This window comes from Bifidobacterium callitrichos (genome assembly GCF_008698085.1).
Classification (GTDB): Bacteria; Actinomycetota; Actinomycetes; order Actinomycetales; family Bifidobacteriaceae; genus Bifidobacterium; species Bifidobacterium callitrichos.
The window spans coordinates 530,270-544,451 of the sequence record NZ_RZJP01000002.1; the positions used below are offsets into that span (position 1 = coordinate 530,270).

Consider the following 14,182-nt stretch of genomic DNA (forward strand, 5'->3'; position numbering starts at 1 on the left):
GCCGGGACTATGTTCATAGGCAGACATCGCGAACTCGCCACCTTGCAACGTCGATGGAACACCAACGCCTTTGAATGCGTCGTCGTGTACGGCAGAAGACGCGTCGGCAAAACCACGCTGATCAACGAATTCCTCAACGACAGACCGACCATTTTCTTCTCTGCCATCGAATCCAGCGAGTCGCGGAATCTTGAAGCACTCAGCCGCAGTATCGCCCTGTTCGAGAAGGGTGATGCCGCGATGGAATCGGCACCCATATTCCGTAATTTCGAGGAGGCTTTGCATGCCGTCTTCGAACTTGCACGCACGCAACGTATCGCATTCGTCATCGACGAGTATCCATATCTCGCCAAAGCCGATCGGTCGGCCAATTCGGTGCTGCAGCACGCAATCGACCGCCATAAAGACGACAGCCGACTCATGCTTATCCTGTGCGGTTCATCCATGTCGTTCATGGAACGTCAGGTGCTCGGCTATGAAAGCCCGCTGTACGGTCGTCGTACTGCACAGATCAAAGTGGAACCATTCGGATACACAGACGTCCGACGGTTCCTGCCACGGTTCAGCGCGGAGGATGCGGCGATTGCCTATGGGCTGACGGACGGCATCCCGCAGTACCTGAATCAGATCGATGACTCCATGACCATTCGCGATAACATACGTTGGAACATCATCGATCCCGATTGCTATCTATTTGAGGAACCGGACAATCTGCTCAAACAGGAGCTTCGCAACCCGGCTGAATACAACGCCATCATCCAAGCGATCGCCTCGGGCGCCTCACGCTCGAACACCATAGCAACGGCCTGCCATATGGAAACGTCCAACTGTTCCACATACTTGCGCAATCTGATCGATTTGGGCATCGTGCGCAAGGAGACACCGTTCCAGCAGGATTCGCCGCGCAAAACTATCTACAGGATCGAAGACTCATTCTTCCGGTTCTGGTATCGCTTCGTACCGATAAATATGTCACTGATTCAATCAGGTCGATCCGATCTTGCGACCGACCGTATCATGCGTTCGATCACCGATTTCATGGGCCAGGTGTTCGAGGACATCTGTACGCAATGGCTGTGGATGAGGAACGGGACCGACGACCTCCCGTTCCTGCTGTTGCAAACCGGTCGATGGTGGGGAGCCGATCCCCGCACCCGTCGTCAGGAGGAGATCGATATCGTAGGTTCAGGAGAAGATCCGAAACAGATGCTGTTCTGCGAATGCAAGTGGCGCAGCATCCCCAGCGGTATGAGAGAGCTTGAGACGTTGCAGCACCGCGCCGACTTGTTGCACGCAAACGACAACCGTTACATGCTTTTCGCCAAATCCGGCTTCGACGAGCCGGTACGCAATGCAGCCAGCAACGACGCCGCCATAACGCTCGTCTCCTTCGACGACATGTGATGACCAGCCCCGCATTGCACGGCCCCCGTACCGACGCATCGCCTTGTCCCATCTAGCCAACCTGCACACGCAACCATGCATACGCAACGGAACAGCGAAACGAGGGGCGTGGGCGGATGCGTCGTGTCCGACCGTAAAGACTTGGCCAGAGCGGCCCGGAGCGTGTCGAACATGACGCATCCGCCCAAGCCCCGGCCACCGGAACACCGGAACAATGAAAACGTCGGCCGGGCATGAGGACAATCCCCATGCCCGGCCGACGTGATACCTAATGAAGCCGAGGCGAACTGATCATTCCTTGACGGCGCCGGCGGCGAGGCCGGACTGCCAGTACTTCTGCAGGGCGAGGAACGCGATCACCAACGGGATGATCGTGATCAGCGAGCCCGTGATCACCAGATTCTGGATCGCCTGACCACCCGCCGTGGACGCCTGGTCCTTCCACTGGTTCAGACCGATCGTCAACGGATACCAGTCCGCGTCCTTCAACATGATCAACGGCAGGAAGTAGTTGTTCCACGTCGCCACAATCGTGAACAGCGCCGTCGTCACAATACCCGGCGCCAACAGGGGCAGACTGATCTGCCAGAACGTACGAAACTCCGACGCGCCATCCACGCGCGCAGCCTCCAGCAACTCCGTCGGCACCGCCTGATCCGAGAAGATCCACATCAGGTAGAGTCCGAACGGCGAGATGAGCGACGGGATGATCATGGCCCACGGCGTGTTCGTCAGCCCGAGCTTGGCGAACAGGAGGAACTGCGGGACCGCCAGCGCGATACCCGGCACCGAAATACTGCCGATGATGACCGCGAACACGGCCTTACGACCCGGGAAACGGAACTTGGCGAGGGCGTAGCCGCCCATGATCGCCAGCAGGGTCGCGCCGCCGGCGCCGACCACGACGTACAGGAGGGTGTTGATCAGCCAGCGGCCGAAGATCCCGTCCTGATACGTGAACACCGTCACGATGTTGTCCCACAGGGCGAAGCTCTTGCCGAACCCGAGACCGAACGTCGACGTGAAGTCCGCCTGGGTCTTCGTCGCGTTGATCAGCAGGTACACGAACGGGAACAGGCAGTAGATCGCGAAGATCGCACACACCACCGTCATCCACACGCTACGGCGCGGATTGTTCACATTCGCGAAACCGGCCTTCGCGCTGCGTTTCCTCTCGGCGGCCTCGTCACGGGCGATGCGCTTCTGACGCTCGCGCTCCGCCTGCCTGGCGGCCTTCTCCTGGGCCTTGAGATCAGCCGCGCTCATACGACCGAGGGTAGCCGACACCGCACTCATCACGCACGCTCCTTCACCATCACAACGGACATCATCATCGAAACCGTCATCACTTCATCTGCTCCTTCATGCTGTTCAACTGCACCGCGTACGCGATCGCCATCGTGATCACCGCCATCGTGATCGCCAACGCCGCCGCATAATTGCTCTGGTTACCTGAGAAGCTCAGGTTGTACGCGTACATGTTCGGCGTGTAATACGTCGTGATCGCATTACCCGGCACCATGTTCTGCAAAATCGAAGGCTCATTAAAGAGCTGGAACGAACCAATGATCGAGAAGATCACCGTGATCGCCAACGAACCACGAAGCTCCGGCAACTTGATGCTCTTGACGATCTGCCACTCGCTCGCGCCGTCAATGCTCGCCGCCTCATACAGGCTGTGCGGGATCGTCGACAGCGAGCTGTAGAAGATCAGCATGTTGTAGCCCGTGAACTCCCACGTCACGATGTTGCCGATCGACGCCAGCAACACACTCGGCGCGAACATATCCAGATTCGTGCCCAGCGCACCGTTCAGGGAACCAACCAGACCGTACTTCGCGCCATACACGAAACCCCAGATCAACGTGGACACCACGGCCGGCACCGCATACGGCAGGAACGTCGAGATACGGAAGAACTTCGTACCATGCAGCTTCATCGAATCCAACGCCAACGCCATCAACGCCGACAGGAACAACATGATCGGCACCTGCACACACGTGAACAACGCCACACGACCCACACTGCTCCAGAACTGCGCGTCACCGAACAGACGCAGATAGTTCTCCACACCGACGAACTTCGTGCCGCCGATCATCTGCTTCTTGAAGAAACTGATATAGATCGCGTACACGATCGGAATGATGAACACGAACACGAACACCACCGCAAACGGCGCCATGAACTTCCAACCACGCCAATCCGGCTTATGCCTATTCTCCCGCGCCACGGACGACCCAGTGGGCACCGCAGCGGACGAAGCCTGTGCTGAAGCCATTATCGACTCCTCTCCTTTGAAAGAGCTGTTCCTCGACATCGAACAGCCGGCACTGTAACCGGTCACACGATTAACTATAGCACTCTTGTGACCGGTTACATACCGCATTCATATCATTTTGGTAACGAATTTACTTTATCGATTTACTGGTTGGGGATGGTGTTTTACCAATCATCGTCCCCAGAAGTGTGGATGCACAGCTTGCGATACGAATCGCAGGTGCGCGACGCCCTGTTCTGCGTGACCGACACCACCCGACGGGGAGTTCAAGCCCGATCCCATTGGAAGTACACTGACGACGGATCAACGTACGTCCAACGGGAGCTTTTCTTCCCCTACCCGCAAAAACGTACGTCTACCACGACTCAGCGTACGTCCGGCGGGGTTTTCTCGGAGTCCATCCGGTAGAACGTACCCTTACCGAGCATGAGCGTACGTTCTGCCGGATGGCACGAATAATGACCCGGACAAACGTACGCTGACGATGGGGGAACGTACGTTCTCGGTGACACCGACGGTCATACCCACGGGGAACGTACGACCACCTCGTGGACGAGGCGCTACGCATCCTCACCAACCGCCATCCACGGGGAACGTACACGCCCCCCACCACCGGCACACCCATAGGCAACGTACGCCGGCCACCATGGGTACCCATGACTTCCCACGAGCAATGTATACCGGCTACCACGGGTACTCCAGAGGGATCTACATCAGGGGACCATGGTGTATTCCACAGGGAACCTGCACGAACACCTCTATCACCGGCACCACCACACGGACCACCGGTCAGGTGGATATCACAGACATTTGTATGAATTCACGTACAACATGTACATGAATTCATACAAAATCGTGTACATCAAGTACAACAACAGAGATAAAATCACGTACACAGGTGGACGGACGGCACATCAAAGGAACACGACATGACCTACATGCAACGCAGATTGACCGATGACATCAGGACATGGGCCTTATCGGACGATACACGTCCCCTGCTTATCCGCGGAGCCCGGCGCACCGGCAAAACATATCTTGTGGAGCATATGGCTCAAGAACTGTTCAACGGGGACATGGTCAAACTCGACCTGCAAACGGACCTCGACACCATCGAGAGGATCTTCGATGTACCGACCAACGACATCGACTCCATCGTTGCGAGAATCCGCGAATACACCGGCAAACGATGTGAGATGGGGAGCACGCTGTTGTTCTTCGACGAGATCCAGCTCAGCGAGAAAGCTCTCAATTCCCTACGTTTCTTCTCCGGAACCAAGTGGAAGGTCATCGCCACCGGCAGTCTGTTCAGCGTCACGGTGAAGAAACGTCGGCTGCCGTTCCCGTCAGGAGTCAGACAGTTGGATTTGCAGCCATTGGACTTCGAGGAGTTTCTCTGGGCCCTCGACGAACGTCCTCTGGCCGATTCGATCCGCGAACATGCCGACAGTCGAACATCATTCATTCTGCATGATAAGGCTCTGGATCTGTATCATCGATACCTCACCATAGGCGGCATGCCGAAGCCGGTGGACGTATATCGCACCACTCACTCGTTCGACGCCGTGACACAGGAACAACGAGAGATCAACGAAACCTATGTCAACGACATGACCGACCCGGACAATGGCATCAGCGGCATTGCGGCGAAACGGATCTGGGATAGCCTGCCCAAGCAGCTGCTACGTTCGAGTACGAAGAAGTTCAAATACTCGGACGTCATCCGCGGAGGTCGGCGAGAACGACTGCTGGAGCCCTTGGAATGGCTGGAGACCGCGGGAATCGTCAATAGAAACGAGATGACGAACGACATGGAGGCGCCACTCGCCCCGTACTCCGATGAGGAGGGGAGCTTCTTCAAAGTCTACGTAGCGGATACCGGCATCATGTTCTTCAAGTTCGGCATCGACGCTCATCTGCTACTACGACCCGAGACCGCCCAGCTACTGTCCTCTGAGTTCCGCGGAGCATTGGCCGAAAACTATGTCATGCAGTCACTTAAGGCGAATGGACTTGATACGTTCTATTGGATGTCCGGTGGAAAGGAACGAGGCGAACTGGATTTCGTGTTCCAGAACCGTATCGGTCAGGTCATTCCCGTTGAAGTCAAATCAGGACGAAACGTCACGGCGAAAAGTCTGAAACGGTTCGTGCAGACCGGCCGGTCACCCAAAGCCTACCGATTGTCCGAGCGAGATTTCGGCTCCGATGTCGTCGCCGGAACCGAAATACCGCTCATCAGTCTTCCTCTGTATGCCGCATTCACCATCAATGGCGAATCGGAGGACGGAGGCCTGCACCCCCGTTGACCGTACACTGACAGCTGATCAGCGTACGCTCAGCGGGGTTTTCTCGGCGCCCATCCGGCAAAACGTACCCTCATTCTCGGTAAGAGTACGTTCTGCCGGATGGTACAAATAATGACCCGGACAAACGTACGCTGACGATGGGGAAGCGTACGTTCCCGGTGGCATCGAGGGTTATGCCCACGGGGAACGTACACGGCACCCCACCACCGGCACCGTAGGCACCCACAGGGAACGTACGGCACCGGCCGCCATAGGTACTCCCAGAGGAAACCTACATCAGGGGACCAGGGTGTATCCCACGGGGAAACTACACAGACAACCACACCACCGGCCCGCCAGCACCACATCACCGGTCACCACCATGGGTATTCCGGGGAATAATACGTACACCGGCACCGGTCACCACGAGTCATCCACAAGCCACCCCGGATACGAAAAAAGGCTCCCGTGGGGGAGCCTTTCGAAGGATGATGGGGATGGGCCCGGACCGGAAACCAGCCACCTGGACCACCGCCAGTACTACCGGACGGTCAGCAAACGGAAACCAACCGGAAAACCGTCCGCCCGAACCACTGCCAGTACCACCGACCGGCCAGCAGCCCGGGCCACCGTCCGGGTACCGGTCAGTATCAACTGGCCAGTACCATCAACTGGCCCGTACTGGCCCGGGATCAGTCGTCGCCGAGGGTGACGTGGATGCCGCCGACCAAGGAGCTGACCACGTTATAGATCGCGGCGAGGATCGTGCACAGCAGGGTCCACAGGACGATGCCGACGATCGCGAGGATCGTCACCACCGACAGCACGGTGGGCAGCGAGAACACGCTGGTCAGGTCGAGACCGCCGGTGTCGAGACCGGTGGAGGCCACGATGTTGGTGATCTGTCCGAACACGCCGACCGCGCTCAGCAACAGCCACACGAGCGTGGCGGCCACGATCTGGATGATCGCTCCGGCGACGCCCATCATGAACGACACCTTGGCCACGCTCCACACGTTGAGGCGCGTGAGCGACAGGTTCATGCGGCGGGCACGCGGGGTGCCGCGGCGAACGCCAGGACGTACCGGCGCGCCGGAGGCCGACTCGGCACCGCGACCGGCCTCGCCGATCACCGGCTTGTTGGACGCGGAACGCGCCACGCGCGGCGAATGCTCCTCGACGGGCACGGACGCGGGCTGCTCAGCCGACGTCTCGGCGAACGACGCGGGCTGCTCGGCCGGCTGCTCGCCGGTCGGGATCGCGGTCGTCGCTCCGGACTCGGGACGCTCCGGCAGCGCCACTTCGGGCACGGCGCCCTCCCGCTGCTCTTCTCGGTTGTCGCTCATATTGCTCCTTCACGATTCCGCTGGTCTGTAGGCGTGAGATGAAATCTGTAGCCGAGACTAGCAACGTTTACAGACGATTACTCGCCATCCGTGGGGTTGTTCACATTCTCCGTCGTCTGGACATCAGACTGAGTCTCAGCCGACTGGGCCACATTCTCGTCATCGCCCGAGGCGGCATCCTCATCCTTCTCCGCGTTCAGCGCGATCGAGATGATCTCGTCGCCCTTGTCGGGCTTGGCGAGCGTGACGCCCTGGGTGTTGCGACCGGTGCGCTTGACCTCGGCCACGTCGGAGCGGATCACCTTGCCGGACTTCATGATGGCCATCACCTGATCGTCCTCGGACACGACGAGCGCGCCGACGAGCGATCCACGGCCCTCGGCCAGCTGCACGGCCTTGATGCCCAGGCCGTTGCGGCCCTGAAGACGGTACTCGCTGATCGCGGAGCGCTTGGCGAAGCCCTCGTTCGTGACGACGAGGAGATCCTTGTCGGTGTCGCCCCACACGACGTCCATCGCGAGCAGCTCGTCGCCCTCGCGGAACTTCATGCCCTGCACGCCGGCGGTCTGGCGGCCCATCGGACGCAGCTGATCGTCGTTCGCCTCGAACTTCAGGCTCATGCCCTGCCTGGAGACGAGGATGATGTCGTCCTCGGCGTTGCACAGCGCGGCTCCGATGACCTCGTCGGCGTTCTCGCCGTTCTCGTCGGCCATCAGTCGGATGGCGATGAGTCCACCCTGACGCGGCGAATCGTACTCGGAGAGCGCGGTCTTCTTGACCTTGCCGGAGCGGGTGGCGAGCACCAGGTACTTGGTCACCTCGTAGTTCGGGATGGACAGCACGGCCTGGATGGTCTCGTCCGGGCCGAACTGCAGCAGGTTCGCCACGTGCTGGCCCTTGGAGTCGCGCGATCCCTCGGGCAGCTCGTACGCCTTGATGCGGTACACGCGGCCCTTGTTGGTGAAGAACAGCAGCCAGTTGTGCGTCGAGGTGAGGAAGAAGTGGTCGACCACGTCGTCCTCGCGCAGCTTGGCGCCCTTGATGCCCTTGCCGCCGCGGTGCTGCGCGCGGTATTCGTCGGCCTTGGTGCGCTTGATGAAGCCGGAGTGCGTGACCGTGACGACCACGTTCTCCTCGGGGATCAGGTCCTCGTCGGTCATCTCGCCGGAGAACGGCAGGATGCGCGTGCGACGGTCGTCGCCGTACTTGGCGACGATCTCGTCGAGCTCCTCGCCGACGATCGTGCGCTGGCGTTCCGGCTTGGCGAGGATGTCGGCGTAGTCGGCGATACGACGCTGCAGCTCGTTGTGCTCGTCGATGATCTTCTGCGCCTCCATGTTGGCCAGTCGCACCAGCTGCATGGACAGGATCGCGTCGGCCTGCACCTGATCGATGTCGAGGAACTCCATGAGCTTGGGGCGGGCGTCCTCGCGTCCCTGGCTGGAACGGATGAGGCGGATGACCTCCTCGATGGCGTCGAGCGCCTTGAGCAGGCCCTGCAGGATGTGATCGCGCTCCTCGGCCTCGCGCTTCAAGTACGCGGTGCGGCGGGCGATCACGTCGAGCTGGTGGGACACCCAGTGACGCACGAACGCGTCGAGCGAGAGGGTGCGCGGCACGCCGTCGACAAGGGCGAGCATGTTCGCGCCGAACGTCTGCTGGAGCTGCGAGTGCTTGTACAGGTTGTTGAGCACGACCTTCGGCACGGCGTCGCGCTTGAGGACGAGCACGAGGCGCTGGCCGGTGCGGCCGGAGGTCTCGTCGCGCATATCGGCGATGCCCTGGATCTTGCCGTCGCGCACGGCCTCGCGGATCGAGACGACGAGACGGTCCGGGTTGACCTGATACGGCAGCTCGGTAACCACGAGGCACATGCGCCCCTTGATCTCCTCGGTGTTGACCACGGCGCGCATCGTGATCAGTCCGCGGCCGGTGCGGTATGCCTGCTCGATGCCCTTGTGGCCGAGGATCGTGGCTCCGGTGGGGAAGTCCGGGCCCTTGATGCGGGCGATCAGTGCCTCGAGCAGCTCCTCGCGACTCGCCTCGGGGTGCTCGAGCGCCCAGTGGACGCCGTCGGCGACCTCGCGCAGGTTGTGCGGCGGGATGTTGGTGGCCATGCCGACGGCGATGCCGGACGAGCCGTTGACCAGCAGGTTCGGGAAGCGCGAGGGGAGCACGGTCGGTTCCTCGGTCTTGCCGTCGTAGTTGGGCACGAAGTCGACGGTGTCCTTGTCGATGTCGCGCACCATCTCCATCGACAGCGGCGCCATGCGGCACTCGGTGTAACGCATGGCGGCGGCCGGATCGTCGCCGGGGGAGCCGAAGTTGCCCTGTCCGTCAACGAGCATGTAGCGCATCGACCACGACTGGGCCATGCGCACGAGGGTGTCGTAGATCGCGGAGTCGCCGTGCGGGTGGTACTTGCCCATCACGTCGCCGACGACGCGGGAGCACTTGTTGTAGCCGCGGTCGGGACGGTAGCCGCCGTCGTACATCGCGTAGATCACGCGGCGATGCACGGGCTTCAGGCCATCGCGCACGTCCGGCAGGGCGCGGTCGACGATGACGCTCATCGCGTAGGCGAGGTACGACTCGCGCATCTCGGCGCGCAGATCCTTGCGCTGGATGCGTTCGCCGGTCATCAGGCCGTAGTCGGTGTTGTCGGCCTCCTGCGGGCTCAGCGGCTCCATCGAGCCCTCGCCCGGATTCAGCTCCGGGTTCTCCGGATGCTGATCCGGGTTCCCGGCGTTGTCGTCCGGGTTGATCGTGTTATTGGTTTCGTCTGCCACTTCTTAACATTCCTTTGTGACTGTGACTTCGAGCTTCGACTTCGCTGGATTCCGTCAGGCGTCGATCCAGGCGGCGTTGCGCGCGTTGCGCTGGATGAACAGACGACGCGGCTCGACCTCGTCGCCCATGAGCATCGAGAACGTCTCGTCGGCCGCGGCCGCGTCCTCGATCTGCACCTGCTTCAACACGCGATGCTCCGGATCCATGGTCGTCTCCCACAGCTCCTGATAGCTCATCTCGCCCAGACCCTTGTAGCGCTGGATGCCTTCGCCCTTGGGCAGCTGGCGGCCCTTCTGCCTGCCTTCGGCGAGCACGCGGTCGCGCTCGGAGTCGGTGTACACGAAGTCGTGCGCGCCCTTGGTCCACTTGATGCGGTACAGCGGCGGCATGGCCACGTACACGTATCCGGCGGTGATCATCGGGCGCATGTAGCGGAAGAACAGCGTCAGGTTCAGCGTGGCGATGTGAGCGCCGTCGACATCGGCATCGGCCATGATGATGACCTTGTGGTAGCGCACCTTCGACAGGTCGAAGTCCTCGCCGTAGCCGCCGCCGACCGCGGTGATCAGCGATTCGATGGTGTCGGACTTCATCATGCGGTCGAGGCTTGCGCGCTCGGTGTTGAGGATCTTGCCTCGAAGCGGCAGGATCGCCTGCGTGATCGGGTTGCGGCCCTGGATGGCGGAGCCACCTGCCGAATCGCCCTCGACGATGAACAGCTCGCACTCCTCCGGATTGCTGGACTGGCAGTCCTTGAGCTTGTCCGGCATGCCGGCCGACTCGAAGATCGACTTGCGGCGCGTGTTCTCGCGCGCCTTCTTCGCGGCGATGCGCGCGCGGGACGCCTCGATCGCCTTCTGGATGATGTTCTTCGCCTCGCTCGGGTGGGCGTCGAGCCAGTCGCCGAGCTTGTCGGTCATCACGCGCTGGACGAAGGTCTTCGCCTCGGAGTTGCCGAGCTTGGTCTTCGTCTGACCTTCGAACTGCGGGTTGGTGAGCTTGACGGACACCACGGCCGTCAGGCCCTCGCGCACGTCGTCGCCGGAGAGGTTCTCGTCCTTGTCCTTGAGGATGCCCTTCTCACGCGCGTAGCGGTTGACGAGACCCGTCAGCGCCGCGCGGAAGCCCTCCTCGTGGGTGCCGCCCTCGGTGGTGGAGATCGTGTTGGCGAACGTGTGCACCGACTCGGAGTAGGCGGTGGTCCACTGCATCGCGATCTCGGCGGAGATGCCGAGCTTCAGATCCTCGGCGTCGAAGTTGATGACCTCGTCCTCGACCGGCGTCGACTTGCGCGACCTGACGAGGTAGGCGACGTAGTCCTGGATGCCGTTCGCGTACTGGTAGGTGACGGTCTCATGGCGCACGCCGTCGGACTCGCCGTCACCGTCCTCGCCGGTGATCTCGTCGCCGGCCTGATCGGGCTGACGCAGATCCGTCAGGGTGATCCTGAGGCCCTTGTTGAGGAACGCCATCTGCTGGAAGCGGGCGCGCAGGGTCTCGAAGTCGTAGACCGTGGTCTCGAAGATCGCCGGATCCGCCCAGAACGTGACGGACGTGCCGGTCGACTCGTCCTCGCCCATCGGCTCGCCCTTGGCCAGGCGCGCGGTCGGATGCTGGTCGATGTAGGTCTGCGTCCAGTGGAATCCCTGACGACGCACCTCGATGTCGACGCGCGTGGACAGGGCGTTGACCACGGAGATGCCGACGCCGTGCAGACCGCCGGAGACCGCGTATCCGCCGCCGCCGAACTTGCCGCCGGCATGCAGCTTGGTCATGACCGTCTCGACGCCGGAGATGCCTTCGCCGGGCACCTCGTCGACCGGGATGCCTCGACCGTCGTCGACGACGCGGATGCCGTTGTCCGGCAGGATCGACACCTCGATGTGGCTGGCGTAGCCGGCGAGCGCCTCGTCGACGGAGTTGTCGACGATCTCGTAGACGAGGTGGTGCAGGCCGCGCGGACCCGTAGAACCGATGTACATGCCCGGGCGGATGCGTACCGCCTCGAGGCCTTCGAGCACCTTGAGATCGGAGGCGTCGTAGTGCTCGGGTGTCATCGACTCGTCGAGCTCGCCTTCCTGCAATTCGGTGTTGTTGATGTGTTCGTCCGCGGCCTTGAGCTGTTCTTCCTTGCTCTCGGCTTTGTCCAACGAATCCGCCACAGGGCTTCCTCCTGCAATTTCACTTCACGCGAAGGGTTGTTTCGCGGGTCCTTGCCCCAAAATCGCATTCTAAGGGGTCTTGGAGCGTTTTGACCATACTGCATGTGATTCTACTCGTCTTTACCGACGAACGCCATATATGAGGCATATGGACTTCTCACGCAGCGATGGCGGCCACCGCTACTTCCGGTTGCGCACCCAGCGCCGGTTGTATCCGGCGGTGGGCCCGACCACGCGAATGTCGCGGATGTCGAGTCCCTCGAGACTGCCGCGGATCTTCTCGTTGAGCTGCGGGATGAGGTAGGTCAGCTGCGTGGCCCATACGGGCGATTCGGTGCCGATGGTGAGCACGCCGTCCCTGAACGCGACGACGTGCGAATGCTGCGCGACGAGCGGGCCGACGACCTGGTCCCAGTGGTTGTTGAGCTGGGAGATCTTGAGATGGGGGATCCACTTGCCGTCCCTGGCGATCAGGTTCGCGACGCCGCCGAGCCTCGCCGGGTCGCGTCCTGGCTTGCCGAAGCTCTCCCAGGCCTTTTCGGCCTCCTCGGCCCAGTGCCGGCGCGCGTCCTCGCGTGACGCGTAGCCTTCGAAGACCTTCGCGGGCAGTTCGCGCGGGTCGAGTTTGAGGGTCAGGGCGATCGGCGGCTTCATCGCGCGTCCTCCCGTGGCAGCAGGGCGGCGACGTCGATGATGTTCGCCTTCGCGTCGTCGCCGTCGATGCCGCCGGGGATGTCGCCCGCCGCGGCCGCGGTGATGAGCACCTGGTCCTGCTGGGACGCGAAGTCGAGGATCTGCCCCCTGCGCGACTCGTCCAGCTGCGCGAACACATCGTCGAGGATGACGATCGGCCTGACGCCGCGATCGGCGGTGACGGCCTCGAACAGCGCCATTCTCAGGGCCAGCGCCATCGTCCACATCTCGCCGTTGGAGGCGAAGTCGCGCGCGGGCATGCCGTCGAGCGTGATGGCGAGGTCGTCGCGCTGCGGTCCGATCAGGTTGATGCCGCGGGCGATCTCCCCGGCGTACAGGCGCTGGAAATGCGCCGAGATCGCGGGCCTCGGATCGCCCTGACCTGCGTCGGCCACCTCCGTGAACGACGGCGCGTAGGCGAGTCCCGCCGCGCCTCTGCCGGACGCCAGTCGCGCGTAGATCGCGGCGAACGGCGCGGCGAGACGCTCCAGGATCCGCATGCGCACGCGGGTCAGGGCGACTCCGGCCTCGATGAACTGGCCGGTCCACACCTCCAGCCCGCTCAGGGCCGCGTCGGGCGAGCCCTCGTGGGTGCCGAGCTGCTTCAGCAGGGCGGCGCGCTGGCGGGCGATGCGCGTGAACTGCTGGATCATGTCGGCGTAGCGGGGCACGAGCAGCGCGCCGGCCTGATCGAGGAACGTGCGGCGTGCGGCGGGCTCGCCCGAGACGAGCCGCTGGTCGTCCGGGGTGAACGAGACCGAGGGGACGAGTCCGACGATGTCGCGCAGGTAGCGGGAGGCGCCGGAGTTGATGCGGGCGCGGTTCGCGCCGCGGGTCGCGATCGTCGCCTCATACGTGGTGACGCGCGGTTCGGGGTGATCGTCGCCCGTGGCGCCCGCGCCAACGTCACCGGCGTTCTCGACGACGTTGGCGCGGATCGTGGCCTTGGATTCGCCGCGTTCGACGAGCGGCAGGGAGGAGGAGGTGCGGTGACTGGAGCCGGTGGAGAGCACCTCGATGGCCTCGACGATGTTGGTCTTGCCGAGGCCGTTCTCGCCGTGCAGCACGTTCACGCCGGGTTCGAGATCGACTACGAGCGACTCCCAGGAGCGGTAGTGGTCGAGTGCGAGGCGGGAGATGTACACGGGAGAATCCTTGGTTCCTTGGTTAAAAAGTTTTCCCTGACTTTCGCACTTTGCAAAAATCTGCGAAATAAGTGCG

At 62.0% G+C, this 14,182-nt stretch carries 9 protein-coding genes; 2 read left to right on the top strand and 7 right to left on the bottom strand.

Annotated features, from left to right (window positions below):
* Positions 1-9: 9 nt before the first annotated feature.
* Positions 10-1,404, top strand: coding sequence for an ATP-binding protein (locus EMB92_RS06705; RefSeq protein WP_150394224.1), 1,395 nt, complete (start codon positions 10-12; stop codon positions 1,402-1,404).
* Between the two features lie 291 nt (positions 1,405-1,695).
* Here EMB92_RS06705 and EMB92_RS06710 read toward each other — a convergent pair whose 3' ends face one another.
* Positions 1,696-2,670 carry an ABC transporter permease subunit gene (locus tag EMB92_RS06710; RefSeq protein ID WP_223847607.1) on the bottom strand — a complete coding sequence of 325 codons (975 nt, stop codon included), beginning with the start codon at positions 2,668-2,670 and terminating at the stop codon, positions 1,696-1,698.
* A 79-nt stretch (positions 2,671-2,749) separates the two neighbouring features.
* Entirely contained in the window at positions 2,750-3,682 is a 933-nt protein-coding gene (locus tag EMB92_RS06715) for a carbohydrate ABC transporter permease (protein WP_150394225.1), read from the bottom strand.
* 929 nt (positions 3,683-4,611) lie between these two features.
* Between EMB92_RS06715 and EMB92_RS06720 the strand changes: the two genes are divergently transcribed.
* A complete protein-coding gene (locus EMB92_RS06720; RefSeq protein ID WP_150394226.1) occupies positions 4,612-5,991 on the top strand; it encodes an ATP-binding protein in 1,380 nt (459 codons plus the stop codon).
* Between the two features lie 671 nt (positions 5,992-6,662).
* On the opposite strand, the gene EMB92_RS06725 is transcribed toward EMB92_RS06720, so the two are convergent.
* From EMB92_RS06725 to recF, 5 genes are all read right to left on the bottom strand, one after another.
* Positions 6,663-7,316 (bottom strand): DUF3566 domain-containing protein, encoded by a 654-nt coding sequence (locus EMB92_RS06725; RefSeq protein ID WP_150394227.1) that lies wholly within the window; start codon positions 7,314-7,316, stop codon positions 6,663-6,665.
* 77 nt (positions 7,317-7,393) lie between these two features.
* Positions 7,394-10,105 carry a DNA gyrase subunit A gene (gene gyrA / locus EMB92_RS06730; RefSeq protein ID WP_395951872.1) on the bottom strand — a complete coding sequence of 904 codons (2,712 nt, stop codon included), beginning with the start codon at positions 10,103-10,105 and terminating at the stop codon, positions 7,394-7,396.
* Positions 10,106-10,159: 54 nt separating this feature from the next.
* Positions 10,160-12,268, bottom strand: a complete 2,109-nt coding sequence (gyrB, locus tag EMB92_RS06735; RefSeq protein ID WP_395951874.1) for a DNA topoisomerase (ATP-hydrolyzing) subunit B — start codon at positions 12,266-12,268, stop codon at positions 10,160-10,162.
* A gap of 180 nt (positions 12,269-12,448) precedes the next feature.
* Positions 12,449-12,922, bottom strand: coding sequence for a DciA family protein (locus EMB92_RS06740; protein ID WP_043166255.1), 474 nt, complete (start codon positions 12,920-12,922; stop codon positions 12,449-12,451).
* A complete protein-coding gene (gene recF, locus EMB92_RS06745) occupies positions 12,919-14,106 on the bottom strand; it encodes a DNA replication/repair protein RecF (protein WP_150394228.1) in 1,188 nt (395 codons plus the stop codon). The genes EMB92_RS06740 and recF overlap by 4 nt, the downstream gene beginning before the upstream one ends.
* Positions 14,107-14,182 lie beyond the last annotated feature (76 nt).